The organism is Desulfovibrio sp. JY (genome assembly GCA_021730285.1).
Classification (GTDB): Bacteria; Desulfobacterota; Desulfovibrionia; order Desulfovibrionales; family Desulfovibrionaceae; genus Solidesulfovibrio.
On sequence record CP082962.1, the window covers coordinates 2,020,981 to 2,040,761 of the forward strand.

Consider the following 19,781-nt stretch of genomic DNA (forward strand, 5'->3'; position numbering starts at 1 on the left):
TGGGCTCAATCCGCCTCGGCGGTCCAGGTCATGGCGTTGATGACGCCCTTGTCGTCGAAGGTAAAGGTCAGTTCGTTGTAGCCGCTCATGTCGGAATAGCGCCAGACGCTGTCCTCCACCTCTTCGGGCTGGCCGAGCACGGCGGCGAGCTTTTCCCGGGGCGTGCCCAGGCAGATGCCCCGGGCGAAGCAGACCTGGCCGGAGGTGGCGCTGATCTGGTGGAAAAACTGCCGTGCGCCGCCGTCCATGCTGTAAAGGGATACGGTCAGGCCGTCGTAGGCCAGGGTGATGATTTCATAGGTGGCGTCGTCGTGGGGGCTGGTAAAGGGCACGGCCTGGCGTTCGCGGGGCGCGCCGAGGCGGCTGGTGACGGCGGCTTCGTTCGGGCCGAACAGGGAAGCCGTCTCGTCGAGAAAGGCGTCCACGCGTTCGTCGGCATCGGTGGGGCCGGCGGCTGCCGTGGCGGCGCAGCAAAGGCACAGAAAGAGCGCCAACGGCAGGACAGGGCGGATGCATGCCATTACAAGACTCCTCGTTGCCTGATCGCCTCTGGCCGATCCAAGGTGCGTCGCACGCGCCGCGCCCCCTATGCCGTCGGCCGGGGGCGTGCGCTAATGCCGGGCCAGTTCCCTGGCCGCGTCGCGGTCGAGGTCCCGGTTTTTCAGGTCGTCGCGGCGGTCGAAGACCTTCTTGCCCCGGGCCAGGGCGATTTCCGTCTTGGCCCGACCGTTTTTGAAATAGACCCGCACCGGCACCACGGTCAGCCCCTTTTGCTCCACCTTGATCCGAAGCGTGCGGATCTCGGCCGTGTGGAGCAGGAGCTTGCGCCTGCGTTCCGGTTCGTGGCCGGCATAGCCGGCGTTCTCGTACACCCCGATATGTACGCCGACGAGGTAGGCCTCGTCGTTCTCGAATTTGACGTATCCGTCCTTGAAGCTGACGCGGCCGGCCCGAAGCGATTTCACCTCGGAACCGGTAAGCACCATCCCGGCCTCGTACTTTTCGAGAAACTCATACAGGTGTCGGGCTTTTTTATTTTGGGCGACGAGTTTTTCGCCCGATTCCTTGGCTGTCATGTCGTCCTTTCAGATGGCGAGGCTTCGACTGATACGTGTTTTCCCGGCGTCCGGCCAGTGAAATAAGGCTGTCCGCCCCGGCCGGTCACGACGCCGCGCCATCCTCGCGGTCGAGCAGGGAGGAGTAAAACATCAGCTCGTCCGGGAACTGCCGGAAAATGGTTTCCTGGACCAGGGCGTTGGTCCGGGAGACCGACGGACTTTCCAGGACCAATTTAAGCAGTTTTTTGCAGTCGTCCATGGTGGCCTGGCGAATGATGCGCTTGATGCCGGGAATGGCCTGGGGCGTGAGGCTTATGCAGTCGATCTGCATGCCCATGAGGATGGGCACGCAAAAGGGATCGGAGGCCATTTCGCCGCACAAGCTCACCTCGATGCCGGCCTGGTGGGCCGCGTCGACCACGTGCTTGATGCTCCTGACCACGGCCGGGTGCAGGGGCTGGTACATGTGGGAGACGAAGCGGTTGGTGCGGTCGATGCCGAGCGAATACTGGATGAGGTCGTTGGTGCCGATGCTGAAGAAATCGACCTCCCGGGCCAGGATCTCGGCGATCATCACGGCCGAGGGCAGCTCCATCATGATGCCGACGGGCATGTCGGCCTCGAAGCGGCTGCCTTCCTGGCGCAGCTCGGCCTTGGCTTCGGCCAGGAGCGCCTTGGCCTGCCGGATTTCCCGCAGGCCCGAGATCATGGGGAACATGACCGAGATGTTGCCGGCCAGCGAGGCCCGCAAAATGGCCCGCAACTGGGTCTTAAAGATGTCGCGGTGGCGCATGCACAGGCGTATGGCCCGAAGCCCCAGGGCCGGGTTGCGCTCGTCGAGGGAACCCAGGGTGGAGACGAACTTGTCCGCGCCGGCGTCCAGGGTGCGAAGCGTGACCCGCCTTGGCGACATGATCGTGGCAAGGTCCAGGTATTCCTGGTAAAGTTCGTCCTCGGTCGGCAGCTTCGACCGGTTCATGTAGGAATATTCGGTGCGGTAGAGCCCGATGCCCTCGCCGCCGTTGTTGACCACGGTCGACACCTCGTCGAGCATCTCGATGTTGGCTTTGACCTTGATGCGGTAGCCGTCGATGGTCTCGCCGGGCAGGTGGCAGCCGCGCATGATGCCGGCCTGGTAGGCCTCGAACTGGTATTTGAGGTCGGAAAGCCTGGCCAGTTCCTCCTCGCCCGGGGAGAGCAGCACCACGCCGCGCAGCCCGTCCACCACCACCAGGTCGCCGTCGCGCACCTCACGTTCGAGCTCCGTGACCCCGACCACGGCCGGGATGCCCAGCGTGCGGGCCAGGATGCCGGTATGGGAGGTCTTGCCGCCCTGGACCGTGACCAGGGCCATGATCTTGTCGGTCTGGAGGCTTGCGGTATCGGCCGGGGAAATGTCGTGGGCCATGAGCACGACCCGGTTTTCGATGGCCCGGGTGCCGCCGGTCTGTCCGGCCAGTCTGGCCAGCACCCGGCCGGCCACGGTGCGCACGTCCTGGATGCGGTCGCGGAAATAGGGATCGTCGAGGGCGGCGAAGGCCTTTTCCAGGTCGTCCACGGCCTTGTCCAGGGCCCACTCGGCGTTGATGGAGAGCTTTTTGATGTAATTGCGGGCCGCTCCGGCCAGTTTCGGGTCCTTCAGGATCATCAGGTGCGAGTCGAGGATGAGCGTGTGCTCCTTGAGCTCGGCCGGAATACGGTCGCGGGCCTGCTCGATCTCGCTTCTGAACTGCTCGAAGGCCCGTTCCAGGCGGCTGATTTCGGCCGGCAGCATGGCTTCGGTCAGGGTCTGGCGGGGCAGGGGGCCAACGCCCGAGCGATTGAGGAAAAAGGCCCGTCCGATGGAGATTCCGGCCGAAACGGGAATGCCTTTAAGCGTCGTCATGACCGGTTGGGTCCTCGGGGCGCGGCCGGGTCCGGGGCTGGCCGGCGCGGTCGCGGACTGGGTTTGGGGCAGGCGCGGTCACGGGACGCGGCCTACCGGAAACGGTTGCGGATAAGCGTGGCGAGGCTCACCAGGGCCGCCTCGGCCTCCGGGCCGCTGGCCCGCAGTTCCAACTCGGTTCCGTTGCCCGCGGCCAGGGTGAGGATATCGAGGATGCTCTTGGCGTCAACGGTTTCCCCCCCCATGGAGAGGCTTATGTCACAGGGGAACTTCTGCGCCTCCTGGGCCAGCTTGGCCGCCGGGCGGGCGTGGAGTCCCTGCTCGTTGAGCACGCGCACGGTCAGCGCGAAGCCCGTATCCGTGGGCGTTATGTCGTCGAGGGCCATCGCGCCCGTATCGTTGGTTTGGTTGGTCATTGTCCACCGCGTCGGCGGAGGTTTTCCCGGCCCGGGGCCGGGAGGTTTGGCCGGTCAGATCGGCCCGATGGAGCGCAAGAGGACCCAGCCCGCGGCCAGGACCAGCAGCGCGATCTCCCGGGAAACCGACGGCCGGGTGGCGGCCCAGGCCGCCAGAATGCCGATCAGTACGGCGTCGGACATGGATGCCGCCTGTCCCAGCGGATGGGCGAGCATCCAGAACACGGTCAAAAGCCCGGCGTTGACCAGCTTGATCTTGCGGCCGAGGTTGACCATATCCCAACGCTTGAGCCGGCGCAGCACATGGAATCCTTCCCGGTAGCCGGCTCGAAATGTCGCCGCCTTGAAGACCTGGGCCGCCAGGAACAGGCCGCTCGCGAGAATGCCCAGGGCGACGTAGCGGCCCCCGGCCACCAGACAGGCGGCGGACAGCCCCCACAGGCCCATGACGCTGGCGGAAAAAAACGTGTCGCCAATGGCGGACAGGGTGAATGCCGTCGTGGTCTTGACGTTGTCAAGCATTTCGGCCGGCAGAATCCCCTTGGCGATTTTGGCCTCCAGGGACAGAAACAGCCCGACCAAAAGCGGCGTCCAGAAAAAATGGGTGTTGTACAGGTCGAGGTAGCGGGCGAACACGGCGTCGCGTTTGTCCGGGTCGGGATACAAAACCGTCAGTCCCGGCTCCATGGCGTAGGCCAGCCCCACGTGCTGCAACCCGCGCGTGTTGTAGGCGGCGCCGACCAGGTAGCAACGCAGGAAACAAGCCGAAAGCGTCCTGGCGCTCAACTCTTCGCGTAAGTCCCCCAAACACGCACCGCCTTTCCGCGTGCCGGCCGGTTTGCCCGGTCGAAACCTCGCCAGCGGGGCCACGTCGTTCGCCGCGCCCCCTGCCTTTTTCCCATACGGATAAACGATAGGCGGGGTTCTGGTCAAACGGTGCGGTCAGGAAGGCGCGCCAGAAACCGGCCGAAGGGCGTGTCGTCGAGGCGGGCCCGCCAGGGCGGGGCGGCGAGACGGGCCAGATCGTCCGGGGTGTCGCAGTCCGGCAGCTCGGGGAGAAGCGCCAGGCTTTTTCCGGCCGCGGCCAGCCGGACCCGCGTCAGGGAGGCGACCGTTGCCGTGCTCCAGGGCATGTCCGTAAATATTTCCGGGCAATAGCCGGCGCGGGTCAGCCCCAGGGCATAGTAGCCGCCGTCGGTTGCCGGGCCGAGCACGGCGTCGTTTCCGGCAAGCTTCCGGGCCGCCCGGACAAGGAGCGGGCCGGTGACAAGCGGTAGGTCGCTGCCGAGCAGCACGGCGGCGTCGGCTTCCCGAAGCGTGGCGGTGAAGGCGGCGGCCATGCGCGCGCCGAGGTCCCCGTCCGACTGGGCGCGGCAGGTCCGGTCCGGCCCGCACAGTCGCCGCAGCGCCTCCAGCTCTCCGGCCGGCGTATAATAGAGGATGGTGGGCAGCCCCGAGGCGTCGGCCGCCTCCAGCACGCCCTCGACCATGGCCCGGTAGGCGGCCAGGGCGGCCGCGTCGCCGATGCCGGCGGCAAGCCGCGTCTTGACCCGGCCGGGCAGGGGGGCCTTGCAGAAAACGAGCAGGCGCACGTCCACGGCCGCTACCGTGTCCCCGGCCGGTCCGTGTCCGGCGTCGGGGGGTAGTGCTTGGCGAGCCTGCCCGGGGACACGCCCAGGCTGTAGAGCGTCAGCAGGGCCAGGTTGCGGGCCGTGGTCCGAAAAGTCCCCTCGGCCTCCCAACGCCTGGCCGAGGTGGTGGCGTGGGTCGGCAGGACGGCGATCCTACCCCCGGCCCGCCTGACGGCGCGCACGAGCGCCACGTCCTCCATGATGGGGATGTCCGGAAACCCGCCCAGGGCGCAGAAGAGGTCGTGCCGCAGGAACTGGGCTTGGTCGCCGTAGGGCAGGTCGAACCACTTCGAGCGCAGGGTGGCCCCGGCGGCGACCAGTCGCAGCCAGGGATTTTTCGAGCGGATGGCCAGGGAGAAGGCACCGAGGGCGGCGCCCGCGTCGAGGGCTCTGGCCGCGTCCTCGAAGGCCCGGGCCGGAAGCCTTGTGTCGGCGTGCAGGAAAAGCAGGCGCTCGCCCGAGGCGACAGCCACCCCGGCGTTGCACTGGCTGGCCCGGCCCCGGGGCGCGGTCAGGCCCAGCACGCCCTCGCGGTCGAGGGCAGTCAGCGTCGAACCGGCCGGATCGCCGTCGACTACCACGATCTCCACGGACAGGCCGTAGCCGACCATGCGCACGTGGTCCACCAGGGCGTTGATGCGCCGCGCCTCCCCGAGGACGGGCGTTATGACCGAAAAAAAAGGGCGCCCCAGGCAGGGCGGGGCCAGGCTGACCTGACCGGGAGGGAGCCGCATGGGGTGCAATAGATTTTTTCGGCGGAAACCGCTAGGGTCCGCCGATGTCGTACGCGATTGCAACTTCCCTCCACGACGGACGTCGTTTCCGCTTCGGCGGAGTCTGGCGATAGCCCATGCTTGAAGCCGAATACGCGACCATGTTCGCGGCCGAGGAGACCCACTGGTGGTACCGGGGCCTGCACGATCAGGTGCGCCGGGCCGTTGCCCATTGCCGCGAGGACGCACCCGGGCCGCTTCGGGTGCTCGACGCCGGCTGCGGCACGGGCAAGGTGCTGGAAGCGCTCGCCGCGGACAAGGCGACCGGCCTGGACCTCTCGGCCACGGCGCTTGCCCTGGCCCGTCGCCGGGGGGATTTCCCCCTCACCCGGGCCTCAGCCGTGAGCCTTCCTTTTCGGGACGCCAGCTTCGACGTGGTCCTCTCCCTGGATGTCCTGGCCAACGTGTCGCCGTCGGCCGTGATCCCGGCCCTGGCCGAGGCCCGCCGCGTGCTGGTCCCCGGGGGGCGGCTTGTCCTTAATATCGTCGCCCACCAGGCCCTTTACAGCGAACACGACCGGGCCGTCGGGGTGCAGCAGCGCTATACGACCCGGCAGATCCGGTCTTTCTTGGGTTCGGCCGGCTTTTTCGTCGAAAAGCTGACCTATTCCAACACGCTGCTTTTCCCCATCGCCGCCCTGGTGCGGCTTTGGCGCAAGCGTAACCGGCCGGGCCATGCGCCGCGCTCGGATCTTGCGCCGCTGCCCCCGCGCCTCAACGCCGCCCTGGCCCGGGCGCGGTTTGTGGAAAACGCCCTCATGGTGGACTATGGCTTTGCCATGCCTTTCGGGCTGTCGGTTTTCGCCATGGCCAAAAATCCCGTCGGACCGGCGCGGCCGTGGTCCGGCCGGAGTCGTACACGAGCATGAATCCGGAACCTTCGCCCTCGCTTACCATCGTCATTCCCGTCTACAACGCCGAAGCCACCATCGGCCGGCTGGTGCGTGTGCTCCTGGCCGATCCGCCGCTGCCGGGCACCGACATCGTGCTGGTCAACGACGGCAGCCGCGATAGGAGCCACGAGGTCTGTCTCGAGTGCTGCGAGGCTTTTCCCGGCCGGGTCACCTACCTGCGCCTGGCCCGCAATTTCGGCGAACACAACGCCGTCATGGCCGGACTGCGCCAGTCCGGCGGGGACTGGGTCGTGGTCATGGACGACGATTTTCAAAATCCCCCGGAGGAGATCGCCCGGATCGTGGCGGCGGCCCGCGACGGCGGGTTCGACGTGGTCTACACCGCCTTCCGGGAAAAGCGCCACGGCCGGCTGCGCAATCTGGGCAGCGCCTTCAACGACAAGGTGGCCACCCTGCTCCTCGACAAGCCGCCGCGCCTGTACCTGTCGAGCTTCAAGTGCTTAAGCCGCTTTCTGGTGGACCGCATCGTGGACTATACCGGTCCCGCGCCCTATATCGACGGCCTGATTTTGCGCGCCACGAACAATATCGGCCAGGTGGAGGTGGAGCACCGCGACCGGGAGGCCGGCCAGTCCGGCTACACCTTGTGGAAGCTCGTGCGACTGTGGCTGACCATGTTCGTCAATTTTTCCGTGGCCCCGCTGCGTGTTTCGGCGTTTCTCGGACTGGCCATGGGGGCTTTCGGCCTGCTTCTGGCCGTCTGGAGCCTGGCCGAGAAGGTTCTCGGCGTGTCCGTGCCCTCAGGCTGGACCATGCTCTACATCACGGTGATCATTTTCGCCGGGGTGCAGCTCGTGATGCTCGGGCTGCTCGGGGAATACGTCGGCCGCTCGCTCATGGAGATCAATCGTACGCCCCAGGCCGTGGTGCGCGAGGTTCACGGCGGCGACGGCCGGCCGCCAAGGGAGGTTCGCCCGTGAAAAGTCCCCTCGACGGCGTGCGCCTGCTCGACGTGCCGACCGTGCGCGACGACCGGGGCGCCTTGTCCGCCCTCGAAGGCGGCTGCCACATCCCCTTTGCCGTGGCCCGGGTCTTTTACATGCACGGCATGACCGCCGATCGGGGCGGCCACGCCCATCCGCGCACCGAACAGTGTGTGCTGGCCGTGGCCGGGTCGTTTACCGTAACGGTGACCGACGGCCGCGACACGGCGGCGTATCGCCTGGACGACCCTGCCCGGGGGCTCTACCTGCCGCCCATGGTCTTTCTCGACATCCGCGACATCAGCCCGGACGCCGTGTGCCTGGTGCTGGCCAGCACGCACTACGAACCCAAAAGCGTCATCCGCTCCCTTGACGTCTACCGCGAGGCCCTGGCCGGGGTATGAGCACCACCGCCGCGCGCCTGGCCTTTGCGCGGTCCTGCCGCGCCACCTCCGGCGTCTTTCCGGACATGGAGGCGGTCATGGCCTGGTTTGCGACCAAGGACCGCCGCGACCGTTTCGAGGTGCGCCGCGTGCCCCTTGCCGCACTGGATCAGTGGGACTTTCTGCCGGCTCCCCTGCGCCTGGGGCACAGCTCCGGCAAGTTCTTCACCATCGAGGGCATCCGGGTCGAGACGGACTTCGGCCCGGTCCCGTCCTGGGACCAGCCCATCATCAACCAGCCCGAGGTCGGCATCCTGGGCCTTCTCGCCCGGGAAATCGACGGCGTGCTCCATTTCCTCATGCAGGCCAAGATGGAGCCGGGCAACGTCAACGTGCTCCAGCTTTCCCCCACGGTTCAGGCCACGCGCAGCAACTATTCCCGGGTTCACGGCGGCCATGCCTCGCGCTACCTGGAATATTTCACCGAGCCGGGCCTGGCCACGGTGCTCCTCGACCAGCTCCAGCCCGAGCAGGGGGCCAGATTCCTGCGCAAGCGCAACCGCAACATGGTCGTGCTCGTTTCCCACGACGTGCCGGTGCACGAGGATTTCGCCTGGATGACGCTCGGCCAGATCAAGGCCCTGCTTGCCTGCGACAACCTCGTCAACATGGACGCCCGCACCGTGGTGTCGCTCATTCCCCTGGCCGATCCCGACGAGCCGCCGGACGCGTCCCGCCTCGAGGGCCTGTCGCCCTTCCGCCGCGACGTGTACCTGTCCTTTTGCCGCTCCGATCGCGAGCGCCACACCATGGACGCGGTCATGGGCTGGCTGACCAAGGGCAAGGCGGCCACTTCCATGCGCGTTTCGTCCCTGCCCCTGGACAGCCTTCGCGGCTGGACCGTGGCCGAGGACGCCATCCGCCACGAAACCGGACTGTATTTTTCCGTCATCGGCGTGGATGTCACGGCCCATACCCGCGAGGCCACGCGCTGGTCCCAGCCGCTGCTTCACCACGAAGGCCTGGGACTGGTCGGCTTTTTGTGCCAGAGCCAGTGGGGCGTGCTGCATTTCCTGGTCCGGGGGAGCCTCGAGCCCGGCAACCGCGACGGCATGGAGATCGGCCCCACCGTGGCCTGTTCGGAGGTGGCGACTCGGTCCGGCCGGGCCTGCGCCCCGCAGTTCCTGGAATATTTCCTTGATTCCGCTCTCGGCGCGGTGCGCTACGACGCCGTCCAGTCCGAGGAGGGCGGGCGCTTCCATCATTTCCAGAATCGCTATATGATTGTGGAAATTTCTCCGGGTACGGTCGTGGACACGCCCGGCCATTACCTGTGGCTGACCCTTGGCCAACTGTGGCGCATGGCCCGCCACGGCCACGTCAATATCGAGGCCCGCAACCTGCTTGCCTGCATGGGGGCCGTGGAGCGCAGGTCATGAAGCTGCTTGTCTGTGGCGGTTCGGATATCTTCGCCCGCCGCGTCTTGCCCGGCCTGCCCGGGCTTGGCGTTACGGCCGTGGACGTGGCCTCGCGAAGCGGCCGCCGCATGGAAAGCCCGCCGGGCCTGCCCCTGCGCTTTTTTGGCGACCCCGAAGCCGCCCTGGCCGCAAGCGACGCCGAGGCCGTCTACGTGACCACGGAAAACAGCCGGCATGCGCCGCTGGCCCTGGCCGCCCTGGCCTCCGGCCGCCACGTCATCGTGGACAAGCCCGCCTTTCTCGACCTCGCCACCGCCGAGAAAGCCTGCGACTTGGCCGCGCAAAAAAATCTCCTTCTGGCCGAAGCCACGGTCTGGGCCGAGCATCCCCGCGTCGCCGGCCTGGCCCAGGCCTTTGCCGACAGAAACACCGCCCCGGCGCGCATCGTCGCCACCTTCTCCTTCCCGCCGCTGCCGCCGGAAAATTTCCGCCACCGCCCCGAACTCGGCGGCGGCGCGCTTTTCGACCTCGGCCCCTATGCCGTCAGCCCCGGCCGCGTCCTTTTCGGCATCGAGCCCGAGGAGGTCGTCTGCCGCATAACCTCGCGCGGCCCGGCCGTGGAAACGGCCTTCACCTGTCTGCTCGTCTACTCCGGCGGCCGAACCCTGGCCGGCACCTTTGGCTTCGACACCGGCTACGTCAATCGCCTGGGCGTCCTCGGCCCCGGCCTCGCCGCCTCCATGGACCGGGCCTTCACTCCGCCGCCAAGCGCCACTCTGCCCCTTTCCTGCAACACCCCCCAAGGCGTACGATCCGTCGACTTCGAGCCCGCCGATGCCTTTGCCCGCTTTTTTACCCGGGCCTTTGCCGCCATGGAGCGCGGCGACGGCGAGGCCTTTATCGCCGCGCTGCTCTCCGACGCGCGCATGCTGGCGCGGCTGCGGGCGAGCGCCGGGTAAGGCGGGTAAGGCTGGCTGGGAGGAGATGGGGAGACTGGGGCGCTGCCCCAGACCCCGCCGGGAGGCCACGGGCCCCCCGGACCCCCCGTCCGGTGTGCTTTGGCTGGGCGGGGGAGGGATGGTTGCCGGTAAGGCGGAGAGTGGAGAAGATGGAGGCGGAATTTGTCGGGACGGTGCATGTCGCTTCGCGACAAGCTCGTCCCAAGCAAATTCCGCCTCCACCACGCCGTCGCCCCTTCGGGGCGAAAGGATAAGGAATTTTTTTAACTATTGAAAATACAATAGTTTAAAGTAGTTGGCTACAACCCTTTAGAAGTTTTTGGGGAGGGTGGGGGGCCCGGGGGGCGGGAACCCTTTTTTACCAAAAAAAGGGTTCCCGCCCCCCGGTTCCTCTCTCCGCTCCTCTCCTCACAAGGAACGACTATGGCGGTCAATGTTTGGGGATATTTGAAGGAATATGAAGCGGAGCGGGAGGAGATCTTGGCCGCCGTTACCGCTGTTTTGGAGTCGGGCAAGCTGATTTTGGGGCCGCATGTGGCGGCTTTTGAGGAAGCGTTTGCCGGCTATTGCGGGACGCGTTTCGGCGTGGGTTGCGACAACGGCACGAGCGCGGTGCTGTTGGCGCTGTTGGCGGTGGGGATACAGCCCGGCGACGAGGTGATCACCGTTGCCAATACGGCCGTGCCCACGGTTTCGGCCATTGTCAGCGCCGGGGGCGTGCCCCGGTTCGTGGATATCGACCCGGCCACGTATCTGATGGACGCGGCCAAGCTGGAAGCGGCCGTGACCCCGCGCACCAAGGCCATTGTGGCCGTGCATCTCTTTGGCCAGTGCGTGGCCATGGAAGCCGTGCGGGAAGTGGCCGAGCGCCACGGGCTGCGCGTGGTGGAAGATTGCGCCCAGGCCCATGGCGCGGTGCGAAACGGTCAGGTGGCCGGCTCCATGTCCGACGCGGCCTCGTTTTCCTTTTATCCGACCAAAATCCTCGGCACCTACGGCGACGGCGGCATGGTGTTGACGGGAAGCGAGGAGACGGCGGCCAAGCTCAAGCGCCTGCGTTTCTACGGCATGGAAAAGACCTATTACGCCCTGGAGCACGGCTACAATTCGCGCCTGGACGAGATCCATGCCGCCATATTACTGGGCAAGCTCAAGCACCTGCCGGAGTATCTCGCCCGCCGGCGGCAGCTGGCCGCGCGCTACGACGCCGCTCTGGCCGACACGTCGCTGACCCTGCCGGCCGTGGCTCCCGGCAACGAGCACGCCTATTATCTGTACGTGGCGCGTCACGAAAAACGCGACGCCGTGATCGCCGGGCTCAAGGAGCGGGGCGTCAACGTCAACATCAGCTACCCCTGGCCCATCCACACCATGACGGGCTATGCCCATTTGGGCTATAAGGAGGGCGACCTGCCCGAAACCGAGCGGGCGGCGCGGGAGATTTTCTCCCTGCCCATGTACCCGTCGCTGTCCGATGCCGAACAGGATACGGCCATCGCCGCCCTGCGCGACACCCTGGACGCGGTCGGGGCCTAAGCCCCAAGGAGTTTTCCCGTGGAATTCGGCGCCATCGCTTTGGCCATTATGGCCGCTTTTACCGGCGCGGCCCTGTATATCAACATCGTCGAGCATCCCGCCCGGCGCGTTTTCCTGGATGCCGACATGCTGGCCCAGTGGCAGCGCAGCTACCCAAGAGCCAGGCGGATGCAGGCTTCCCTGGTCATGGCCGGCTTCTTTTTCGGCATGGTCGGGCTCCTCTGGACGGGCAAGGGGCTGTATCTGACGGGCTCGCTTTTCACCTGCGCCATCTGGGTGGTGACGCGCAAGTGGATCATGCCCCTCAATAACACGCTCATGGCGATGAACTCCGATGACGCCAATGCCGACACCCGGGCGCTTCTGGAGAAGTGGAACATTCTCCACGTCGTGCGTGCGGGGCTCGGCATCCTGGCCGTATTGAGCTTCTTTGCCGCGCTTTAGGGAGAAGAGAATGCGAGAGGGGAAACCCTTTCAAGAAAGGGTTCTCCCCTCTCGCGCTCTCCCCTTCCTAAAGTTTATAATGGTTATGGGTGGGCTATGGATAACATTTTGTTATCGTTAAAAGTCTTTGGAAAGGGGGCCCGGGGGGAGAACCTTTCTTCAGAAAGGTTTCCCCCCGGTTCCTATGCCCTCTCTCTCCACTTCCCTTTGGCCTGACGGCGAGTTCCGGAGCGTCTGCCGTGTCTGCCATGGCGGTTGTGCGACCCGGGTGACGGTTGCCGGCGGGCGGGTGACGCAGGTGCGGCCCTGGCCGGGGTCGCCCTTTAATTGCGGCCGCATGTGCGTCAAGGGCCTGTCCACGCCCGAGGCGATGTACCACCCGGACCGGCTGCGCCATCCGCTTAAGCGCGTGGGGGAGCGGGGGGCGGGGAAATTCGTCCGCGTTTCCTGGGACGAGGCGCTCTCCGACATCGCCGCCCGCCTGGACACGTTTCGCCGGGAGTCCGGCCCCGAGTCCGTGGCCCTGGGCCAGGGCACCGGCCGGCACCATTATTTCCACGTCATCCGCTTCGCCAACACCTTCGGCACGCCCAATTGGTACGAGCCGGGGCTGGCCAACTGTTTCATTCCGCGCATCACGGCCTGCAACCTCACTTATGGCGGTTTCGTGGCCGGGGACTATTACGGCGACGTGCCGCCGCGCACCATTTTATTCTGGGGCCACAATCCGCTGGTCTCCGGGCCGGACGGCGAGCTGGCCTTTCCGATCAAGAAGGCCCTGGCCGGGGGAGCCTACGGCATCGCCGTCGACCCGAGGCGTAGCGAGACGGCCAAGCGTTGCGGCCTGTGGCTGCCGATTCGGCCCGGCACCGACGCGGCGCTGGCTCTGGCCATGATCCGGGCCATCATCGAAGAGGGATGGTACGATCGGGAGTTCGTGGAAGCCTACGGTTCCGGGTTCGAGGCGCTGCGGGAGCGGGTGGGAGCGGCCACGCCAGCGTGGGCCGAGGAAGTGACCGGCGTGCCGGCGGCCTCGCTTCTCGAGGCCGCCCGGCGCTACGCCCTGGACAAGCCGTCCATCCTCGAATGGGGCGTGTCGTTGGAGCAGAATCCCAACAGCCTGCAAACCGTACGGGCCGTGGCTATTTTGCGTGGGTTGACGGGCAATCTGGACATTCCGGGCGGGGATGTTTTCGGCCACGATCTGGTGGCCGCCTATCCGGTCATGCGGCAGGCCCTGCCGCCGGACGCCCTGGCCAAGCGTCTCGGGGCCGACCGGTTCAAGCTTCTGGGCGGGTTTCGGGCGTTCATGCCGGCGGCGCACCTCCCCGGGCTTTTCGGGGCCATGCGCACGGGCGAGCCCTACCGGGTGCGGGCACTGCTCGTCTTCGGCAACAATCCCCTGGCCACCGTGGCCAACAGCCTGGGTGTGCTCGAATCGCTTCGCGCCCTGGATCTGCTCGTGGTGGCCGATCATTTCATGACCCCGACCGCCGCGTTGGCCGATTACGTGCTGCCGTCGGCCTATTGGCCGGAGATCGACCAGATCATCGAGTTGCCGCTGGTGGCCCCGCAGGCGGTCTTTGGCCATCGCAAGCTGGCGCAGGTGGGCGAGTGCCGGCAAAACGAGTTGATTTTAAACGACCTGGCGAGGCGTCTGGGGCTTCCCGGGGCCGACGAGACGCTGACCGACATTCTCGACCAGCGCTTGAAGCCTATCGGCCTGACTTTCGACGAGCTGGCCGACCGGTTCATGGTCATGGCCGAGCCCGCCTATCGGCGGTTTGCGGCAAAGGGCTTTCGCACGCCGAGCCGCAAGGTGGAATTTTTCTGCAAGGCGCTGGCCCGGCTGGGCTATGATCCGTTGCCGTCCTTTGCCGAACCGCCGGAAAGTCCGGTGTCCGCGCCGGAGGTGGCACGCGAGTTTCCGCTGGTCTTGACCACCGGGGCGCGGCGACTGGAATTTTTCCACAGCGATGGCCGGCAGGTGGCGGGGCTTCGCAAGAGGCGTCCCGATCCCCTGGCCGAGCTTGGGCCGGCCACGGCCGCCCGCTTCGGCATCGTCGACGGTGACTGGATCATCGTCAAAAGCCCGCGCGGGGCCATCCGCATGCGGGCCAAAGTCACGGCGGACATCCGGGAGGGAGTGGTCAGCGTCGACCACGGCTGGTGGTTCCCTGAGCGCGGCGCATTCGATTTCGGGGCGTTCGAGTCCAACGCCAACGTCCTGACCAACGACGGCCCGCCCTATGATCCGGCTTTCGGCTCGTACCAGCTGCGCGGACTGCTCTGCGCCGTGGAAAAGGAGCCGGACTAGCCTCCGCCCAATCGGACTCCCCGCGCTCCATCACAGAGAGGAATATCCTCTCTCTATCCCAGAAAAATTGAAAAACTTTAGGAAGGGGAGAGCGCGAGAGGGGAGAACCCTTTCTTGAAAGGGTTTCCCCTCTCGCATTCTCTTCTCCCCTCTTCCTGTCAGTGGATGAAAGCGCTTTTGTACTGCGCGTAGAGCGCCGCCGCCGCCGGGCCGGCGAAGGGCGAGCAGTATTCGGGCAGGCTGAAGGCGACGATGCCGTCGTGGGGCAGGCGTCCGGCCGTGTCGAGCTGTTTTTTCAGGCGCTCGAGGGGCGCGGGAATGGCTTGGAACGGCTTGTCGTTGATCGGCGGTCCGGCGACCTGGGTGAAGGTTTCGACGACCGGGGTGAAGGCCCGGCCGGTTTCCTGGGCGGCCTGGGAAACCGCCGTCAGGAAGATGCCGGTTTCGCCGTGGAGCAGCTTGGCCACGCCCACGCCGTCCTGGAAGAGCACCCGGTCGATGCCGCTTGCGCCGAGAATCCGCGTCCAGAGCCGTCGCAGCACGAGGGGTTCGGCAAAGGCGTTGGAAAATCCGGAAATGGCCACGGGCAGGCCCGGCACGATCTGGCGCAGCCCTTCCCGCAAATCGGTCAGGTATTCCACCAGCACGTCCTGGCGATCCGGCTCGAGCCAGCTGCGGTCGTCGATTTCCTGGGGAATGTAATAGCCGACGACGGTCGGGTCTTCCGCCGTAAGCGCGGCAAGCTCCTTGGCGGCGGCTAGGCTTTCGAGGAGCAGCCGGCGGAAATAGACCCGCACGAGCTTGGGGTCCCGCTTGATTTTTTCCCAGTAGGCCGGGTCGTGCACGAGCCCCAGCACGAGATGCATGCCGCTGGCCCTGGCCGCCTGGAGCACGGCCGGCAGGGAGAGGCTCGGCGGGGCGGTGAAGTGTTCGCTCTGGTAGGTGGGGGCTTTGTCGTTGACGCTCCACTGCACCACCACTTCATCCACGCCGATGGCGCGCAGGGCGGTGAAAAGCGCCTGCCAGCGGGCCGCGTCCCAGGACGCATGGTCGGCCAGAAGCTGGAGAAAGGTGCCGGTGAAACGCGGCGTCTCGGCGGCTGCCGGCCTGGCCGGGCCGAGCAACGCAAGGAGGCACAGCAGTGCCGGGACGATGCGGCGAAAAGCGCTTCCCATGGCCCCCTCCGATCAGAATTTGAGAATGGTGGTCAGAAACAGGGCGTTGATGACGTTTTCCCTGTCCGTGACCTTGGTTTTGTTGAAAAGCGTCCCGTACTTGTATTGCAGCAGGAATTCCAGGGACGACCGCTCGACCTCGTAGTCGGCGCGGTTGAAGAGGTATTTGAATGACAACCCGCCGCCGCCTTCCACATAGGACGACTCGTTGAGGTCCGGCGACCAGACCCGCACGTCGGCCACGACGTGGGGCGTGATGAGAAACCGGTCGCGGACGTTGAACGAGATGCCCTGCCGGCCTTCGGCGTAAAACATGCTGCGCGGGTCGTTTTCGGTGTAGTAGTCGTATTCGCCGTAGAAGTACGAGTAGTTCCAGTATTTTTCTTTCGGTTTGACGTCGTAGCCGTCGGTCAGGGAATACATGGCCCGCAGCAGCCAGTTGTCCTCGGCCGCCTTGCCGAGTTTGAACAGCCGCTCGACGCCGACGTTGAGGTTCTGGGTCTTGAAAGGCTTGTAGCGCAGTCCCGCCGCGCCCTGCCAGGACTTGTCGTCGATTTCCAGGCTGTCCTTGTTGAAGCTGGCCGTCGCCCGGCCGATGACCTGGAGGATGCGGTCGTCGCGAAAGCCGATCTTGGGCGGAATCCAGGCGAACTCCGCGCCGGCCCCGGAGCGGATGGTGTCCATGGAGTCGCCCCCGGAGGAGGGCAGCGGCCCGGCGTCTCCGGCGATGTAGGACATGTAGGCCGTGGTGGTGAAGTGCGTCTCCAGCTTGGTCACTTCCTTGCGCATCCGGTAGACGTCCTTGTCCAGCTTTTCCCGGTCTTCGGGGCTGTCCACCGGGCGCAGCGGCGCGTTGTCGATGGCGCGCTTGAAGCGGTCCACGGATTTCGTGTTGTCGCACTCGTGCATGTAGGCGTAGCCGAGGTCCTCCCACAGATGCAGGTAGTCCGGGTCGCGGTGGAGCACGGTCTCGAACACCTCGGCCGCCGCGGCGTACTGCTTGTCCTCGCTTAAGGCGTAGCCCAGGGCGGTCAGGTAGCGGTTGGCGTCGTCGAGCTTCACGGCCCGGCGGTAGGCCTCGATGGCTTCCTTGAGGTGCTTCGCGTCGCGCAGCACGTTGCCGAGGCGAAATTCCGTGTCGGCGTCGGCTTTGATGGCCAGCGAGGCTTCGAGGAACTTGCGGGCCGTATCGTAATCCTTGTCCGCCTCGGCCAGGGAGGCCAGTTCGGACAAGCGCAGGACTTGCAAGTCCGGGGGGAGCGTTGCCGGGTCCACGGCTTCGAGGGTCTTTTTGGCTTCCTCGGGATGGCCGGCCAGCCGTTCCAGACGCCCGAGCCGCGTGGCCGTTTCCGGATCGTAGCCGAGTGCCAGGGTGGCCTTGAAGGCGGCGATGCCGGCTTCGTTGCGGGATTCCCCGGCGTAGAGGAAGCCCTTGGCCCGGTAATAGGCGCGGCGGTCCTGTGGCGACAGGGAGGAAATATCCGGGGTGGCTTTGTCGAAATCGACCAGAGCCAGGCCCGGCTTGCCGAGCTTTTCGTAGCAGCGGGCCATGGCGATGCGGGTGGCCGGGTCGGGATGGAGGGCCAGGGACTGGGAAAAGGCGTCCAGACCTTCCTGGTAGCGGCCGGTTGTGTAGGCGATCTGGCCCAGGGCGGACAGCACCCGCCAGTTGGGACCGGAGAGGACCAGGGCGCGGCGGAAGGCCTTTTCGGCGGCGGGCAGATCGCCGGCCCGGGTCAGGGCGTAGCCGAGATTTTCCTCGGAAGCGGCGATGTCGCTTCGAAGCGCCCCGGGCGCGGCGGCCGCCTGTCGCCAGAAGGCGATGGCTTTTGGGGCGTTGCCCAAGGTGCCGTAGGCCTGGGCCAGGGTCATGATGGCCTTGGCCTTGCGCGAGCCGTTGTCCATGAGGCCAAGGGCCTGGGTCAGGGGTGCTATGGCCTTGGCCGGCCGGCCCGAAAGCGCGGCCGCGGTGCCGAGGCCCAGGGCGATTTCCGCCTGTTTGTCCCGGGGCAGGTTCGAGGCCAGGCGCGAGGCCTGCTCGAAGGCGTCGTAGGCCTTGGCGGCGTTTTTCCGGCTGGCGTAGACATTGCCGAGGGCGAGCAGGGCTTCGGCCTTGTCGGCGGGGCTTACGTCCTGGCGCGTAAAGGCCTCGAGGCTGGCGATGGCGTCCTTGTCCATGTCGGCGGCGGCGAAGCTTTCGCCGGCCTGACGCAACAGGGTGGGTTGCCCGGACGCGGCCAGTTCCTGGAAAATGGGGGCGGCCTCGGCGTTGCGGCCCAGGCGCGAGAGCAGGTTGGCCACGGCCAGGCGGTAGGCGGCGCGCTTTTGCGGGGTCGCGGCCTTCTCGACCAGGGTTTTGTAGATGCCAAGCGCCCGTTCGGCCTGCCCGTCCTTGACGAGCGCTTCGGCCAGGGACGCCTGGATATCCTGCCCCGCGCCGGCCGAGAGGGCCTGGGTGAAGGCGGCCACGGCCGCCGGGGCGTCGCCCAGGCGCAGGCAGGTTTCGCCAAGCTGGGCCAACAGCCGGGCCTTGTCCGCGCCCGGAGCTTTGAGCGCGTCCTCCAGGACTTTGCGGGCGGCGGCGTTGTCGCCGGTTTCGGCCAAAAGCGTGGCCTTCATGGCCAGGATGCGGGTGCGCTGGGCCGGGTCCTTGGCTTCGTTCAGGGCCTTGTCGAGATAGGTGATGGCGGCGGCATTCTTGTCGAGCTTGGTGAGCAGTGTCGCCAGTTCGAGCAGGCTGTCCGGGTCCGCGCCCATGCTCACGGCCTCGTGCAGCGCCTGGGCGGCTTCCTGGGTGCGCCCCGCGCGCTCTTCGGCCCGGGACAGCCGGACCAGGGCCAGGGGCTCGCGGCGCAGGTCCACGGCGGCACGGAAATAGACGGCCGCTTCCCCGGGTTTGCCCGCCTGCATGGCCAGCACGCCCAGGCGCATGTTGAGGCGGTAGGCCTCCTTGGGCTTGGGCTTTTGGGCCAAAAGCGGCGTCAGTTCGGCGGCGGCGGCGTCGTAACGCTTGAGCGACGCCAGGACGTTGGCCAAAAAGAGCTTGTTTTCCAGGGTGGGGGCCAGCCGCGTCAGTTCCTGACCCAGGCGGGCGGCCTCCTCGAACCGGCCGGCCTTGTTGGCCAGGACGGCCTGCTGCTGCAAAAGAACGGGATCGCCTGGGGCCAGGCGCTGGGCTTCGGTCAGATACGCGCCGGCCTTTTGCGCATCGCCCGCGTCCGCGCTGGCCACGGCCAGGGCGCGCAGGGTGGCGAGTTTTTCCTTGTCGTTGCCGGCGGCGGCCAGGGCGTGGGTAAAGGCCTGGATCGACTGGACATTGTCGCCCATTTTCGCCAACAGCACGCCCTTGGCCTGCTTGAGGGCGTAGTCTCCTTCGGTCTCGGGCAGGCTGGAGAGCAGGGATAGGGCTTCCTGCAAGCGCCCCAGCTTCGCCAGCACGTCGGCCGTGGCCAAAACGGCCACGCGGTGGGGCACGGGCTTGTCCTTGGTCAGGGACACGGCCTGCTCCATGGGGGCGACGGCGGATTTGAGGTCGCCGGCGCGCATGAGGCAAAGGCCCGAGGTGAGCAGGGCGGAGGCGTCGTCGGGTTTGGCCGCCAGGATGCGATGGGCTTCGGCCATGGCCGCGTCGTAGCGGCCCAGGTCGTAGAGCAGGTCCATGTAATCGCCGCGCGCGGCAAGGTCGTCCGGCTGGATGCGCAGATAAAGCTCGAATTCCTTTTGCGCCTCCTCGCGCCGGTTCTCCTTCATGCGGCGGTAGGCCATGTCCAGATGCGGATAGGCCTTGAAATGCGACAGCTGCCTGCCGATCCAACTCTTGCCTTTTCCGTCGGTAGCCCCGACTTCATGGGCATTTCCCGCGGCCAGGGCCTGTCCGGCCGCGAGGCAGAGGACCAGGAGGGGCAGGACGAAAAGAATACGGCAGCGGGTGCTTTGCATAGTGCGGTCC

The 19,781-nt window shown here is 66.5% G+C and carries 17 protein-coding genes; 8 read left to right on the top strand and 9 right to left on the bottom strand.

Annotation, left to right across the window (positions count from 1 at the left end):
* Window positions 1–5: 5 nt before the first annotated feature.
* The 7 genes from K9F62_09015 to K9F62_09045 form a co-directional block, all read right to left on the bottom strand.
* Window positions 6–521 carry a hypothetical protein gene (locus tag K9F62_09015; GenBank protein UJX42795.1) on the bottom strand — a complete coding sequence of 172 codons (516 nt, stop codon included), beginning with the start codon at window positions 519–521 and terminating at the stop codon, window positions 6–8.
* A 90-nt stretch (window positions 522–611) separates the two neighbouring features.
* Window positions 612–1,076: an SsrA-binding protein SmpB gene (gene smpB / locus K9F62_09020; protein UJX42796.1), complete on the bottom strand. Its 465-nt coding sequence runs from the start codon at window positions 1,074–1,076 to the stop codon at window positions 612–614.
* A gap of 85 nt (window positions 1,077–1,161) precedes the next feature.
* Window positions 1,162–2,943 (bottom strand): phosphoenolpyruvate--protein phosphotransferase, encoded by a 1,782-nt coding sequence (gene ptsP, locus K9F62_09025; protein UJX42797.1) that lies wholly within the window; start codon window positions 2,941–2,943, stop codon window positions 1,162–1,164.
* Between the two features lie 92 nt (window positions 2,944–3,035).
* Window positions 3,036–3,359: an HPr family phosphocarrier protein gene (locus K9F62_09030; GenBank protein ID UJX42798.1), complete on the bottom strand. Its 324-nt coding sequence runs from the start codon at window positions 3,357–3,359 to the stop codon at window positions 3,036–3,038.
* A 54-nt stretch (window positions 3,360–3,413) separates the two neighbouring features.
* Window positions 3,414–4,166: a PTS system mannose/fructose/sorbose family transporter subunit IID gene (locus K9F62_09035; protein UJX42799.1), complete on the bottom strand. Its 753-nt coding sequence runs from the start codon at window positions 4,164–4,166 to the stop codon at window positions 3,414–3,416.
* Window positions 4,167–4,288: 122 nt separating this feature from the next.
* The gene (locus K9F62_09040; protein ID UJX42800.1) at window positions 4,289–4,957 is read right to left on the bottom strand and encodes a TIGR04282 family arsenosugar biosynthesis glycosyltransferase; all 669 of its coding nucleotides are present in this window, start codon (window positions 4,955–4,957) and stop codon (window positions 4,289–4,291) included.
* Between the two features lie 5 nt (window positions 4,958–4,962).
* Entirely contained in the window at window positions 4,963–5,724 is a 762-nt protein-coding gene (locus tag K9F62_09045) for a TIGR04283 family arsenosugar biosynthesis glycosyltransferase (GenBank protein ID UJX42801.1), read from the bottom strand.
* A 116-nt stretch (window positions 5,725–5,840) separates the two neighbouring features.
* On the opposite strand from K9F62_09045, the gene K9F62_09050 reads away from it, so the two are divergent.
* From K9F62_09050 to K9F62_09085, 8 genes are all read left to right on the top strand, one after another.
* On the top strand, window positions 5,841–6,632 hold the full coding sequence (locus K9F62_09050) for a class I SAM-dependent methyltransferase (GenBank protein UJX42802.1): 792 nt from the start codon (window positions 5,841–5,843) through the stop codon (window positions 6,630–6,632).
* Window positions 6,629–7,597, top strand: a complete 969-nt coding sequence (locus K9F62_09055; GenBank protein ID UJX42803.1) for a glycosyltransferase family 2 protein — start codon at window positions 6,629–6,631, stop codon at window positions 7,595–7,597. Before K9F62_09050 ends, K9F62_09055 begins: the two co-directional genes overlap by 4 nt.
* Window positions 7,594–8,004, top strand: a complete 411-nt coding sequence (locus tag K9F62_09060) for an FdtA/QdtA family cupin domain-containing protein (GenBank protein ID UJX42804.1) — start codon at window positions 7,594–7,596, stop codon at window positions 8,002–8,004. The genes K9F62_09055 and K9F62_09060 overlap by 4 nt, the downstream gene beginning before the upstream one ends.
* Entirely contained in the window at window positions 8,001–9,422 is a 1,422-nt protein-coding gene (locus tag K9F62_09065) for an NDP-hexose 2,3-dehydratase family protein (GenBank protein UJX42805.1), read from the top strand. Before K9F62_09060 ends, K9F62_09065 begins: the two co-directional genes overlap by 4 nt.
* Window positions 9,419–10,360, top strand: a complete 942-nt coding sequence (locus tag K9F62_09070; protein UJX42806.1) for a Gfo/Idh/MocA family oxidoreductase — start codon at window positions 9,419–9,421, stop codon at window positions 10,358–10,360. The genes K9F62_09065 and K9F62_09070 overlap by 4 nt, the downstream gene beginning before the upstream one ends.
* Window positions 10,361–10,783: 423 nt before the next feature.
* Complete coding sequence (locus tag K9F62_09075) at window positions 10,784–11,896, top strand: DegT/DnrJ/EryC1/StrS family aminotransferase (protein ID UJX42807.1); 1,113 nt, start codon at window positions 10,784–10,786, stop codon at window positions 11,894–11,896.
* 18 nt (window positions 11,897–11,914) lie between these two features.
* Complete coding sequence (locus tag K9F62_09080; protein ID UJX42808.1) at window positions 11,915–12,340, top strand: DUF1772 domain-containing protein; 426 nt, start codon at window positions 11,915–11,917, stop codon at window positions 12,338–12,340.
* Window positions 12,341–12,524: 184 nt separating this feature from the next.
* The gene (locus tag K9F62_09085; GenBank protein ID UJX42809.1) at window positions 12,525–14,657 is read left to right on the top strand and encodes a molybdopterin-dependent oxidoreductase; all 2,133 of its coding nucleotides are present in this window, start codon (window positions 12,525–12,527) and stop codon (window positions 14,655–14,657) included.
* Window positions 14,658–14,815: 158 nt separating this feature from the next.
* Here K9F62_09085 and K9F62_09090 read toward each other — a convergent pair whose 3' ends face one another.
* Together K9F62_09090 and K9F62_09095 are read right to left on the bottom strand one after the other, a co-directional pair.
* Window positions 14,816–15,832: a DUF4434 domain-containing protein gene (locus tag K9F62_09090; GenBank protein ID UJX42810.1), complete on the bottom strand. Its 1,017-nt coding sequence runs from the start codon at window positions 15,830–15,832 to the stop codon at window positions 14,816–14,818.
* 12 nt (window positions 15,833–15,844) lie between these two features.
* The gene (locus K9F62_09095) at window positions 15,845–19,771 is read right to left on the bottom strand and encodes a tetratricopeptide repeat protein (GenBank protein ID UJX42811.1); all 3,927 of its coding nucleotides are present in this window, start codon (window positions 19,769–19,771) and stop codon (window positions 15,845–15,847) included.
* Window positions 19,772–19,781: the final 10 nt, after the last annotated feature.